Source organism: Aliivibrio sp. SR45-2, from assembly GCF_963890165.1.
Lineage (GTDB): Bacteria > Pseudomonadota > Gammaproteobacteria > Enterobacterales > Vibrionaceae > Aliivibrio > Aliivibrio salmonicida.
Genome location: NZ_CAWPRC010000051.1, coordinates 1 through 1,774, shown reverse-complemented (window position 1 = coordinate 1,774; position 1,774 = coordinate 1). Strand labels below are relative to the sequence as shown.

Sequence of the window (1,774 nt, the reverse complement as noted above, 5' to 3'; positions counted from 1 at the left end):
AAACTCAACCTTCTCAGAGTTTTCACAGACAACGATATGTTCATATTCATCAGTTGCATCTTGAATTAAATTTAATAACCTCTGCGTAGAGCCACCTTGGTAAGGTAAAAACTTCTGGTGGATATGTAAAACTATTTTACTCATTTTCAATTATTCCATAACCAGGTGAATAAGGTATTTTTTCATATTGCTCTAATATCTCACCATTAATGACTAAATCTTTAATTATTACTCGACCTTGCTCAAACTCAATAGATCGATATTTTTCTACATTATTAACTACTTGCTTTCCTAATATTTTATTATCATGAAGAGTAAGCAATGTTGAAGGAGTAGAGTTGATACTAAACACGTTACTATAATCATCTACCTCTCCTTTTGAAATAAGCCCAAAGTGTGCTTTTGATGATCGATAACGATTTCTGATTGAAGTATCTCTTGTATAGCAACCTACCCCAGGATCAGCAATAACTCTTTCACCTGAATCATTTAGTGTTATAGACAGTTGATCATAATGATCATGTCCACCTTTACCTAACTGCCCTATTGCCCCACAACGGAATGTAAAAACTGAATCCTTACTACGTGCAACCACTAAGCCAAAATCCTCAAAATATTCCAGCGAAGTGGGAAAACGAATATCTTTAATCTCGAATGTATATAAACGTTTAGATACTTTATTTGCTTTTAAATACGCAGTTTCAAATCCAGTATCTTTGAAGCTTTCTTGATTAGTAGTTTTGTTTTTTCGTAGTGCCTCAACATAATTAATATAAAATTGCTCACTTTCAACACGGCATGGAAACTTGCCGGTTCTCAAAGACTCATTAATTTGATAAACAATATCAGCATAAAACTCAGGGTTATGACATTCGGTGTAACAGGTTCTAAACACCTTACCTGAGTCATTATCTCCAATTTGAATCAGCCTTCCCCTGCTATCTAAACTAGCAATAGAAAATTCAAGACCTTTTAGTATTTTAGATTTAAGTTTTGCAATGATATTAGTAAAAAGTGATATGTCATATACACATTTTTTAATACCAAGATTAGTTAATAAATATGGGGATTTATAATGCTGTTTCCTAGCACTATAATCTATTTTCATCAATACAGTATGTACAACAGATAATAATTCTAAACCAAAATGGTGATAAGCCGTAGAACCTTCAAAGTTAGTTCCATCAGATAAGAACTGCCGATCTAACTCAATTAATAATTCAGCTAGTGCAAAATCAAACATTTTATTATATTTATTACTATCAATATGAGCGCAAACAACTAAGATACCAACCAAGTTCGTTAAATAATGATTCCCTCTCCATGAACCATATTTTTCTAGGTTTAAAACTATATAATCAATTGAATTAACAATAAATTCATTATAAATAACATTTATTTTATATTTATCACTATAGAAATCATTTATTAAAGATACATTAATTACACGCAAAGCAACATCCATTGCGCATTTCCATTGAACCCCAAACCCTGTAGACTTAAGCGCTTCTGTTTTTAACAGATCTAATACTAACTGCTTATCCATATTTGAATCATTAATGGCATAAGCAATCAAAAAATTAAGCCTTCCTATTTCCCAATCGAATTTAACATCATAACCAGAATCTATATCTATTTTAAAAAAAGAATGAAAGATTTTAATATGTCCCGAATTTAAAATTAACATTATATCTTCTTGAGATAGATATTTTTCATTAGAAAAAACCCGAATTTTAAAATCATTTCGGTATTTTTCTTTCCCATTTGATAAAAA

Annotated in this window: 1 protein-coding gene; it reads right to left on the bottom strand. The window is 30.5% G+C overall.

Annotated elements, in window-relative coordinates; genetic code table 11:
- Positions 1-136: 136 nt before the first annotated feature.
- On the bottom strand, positions 137-1,774 hold a 1,638-nt coding region (locus AACV33_RS02520), incomplete at its 5' end, for a heparinase II/III domain-containing protein (protein WP_182700718.1).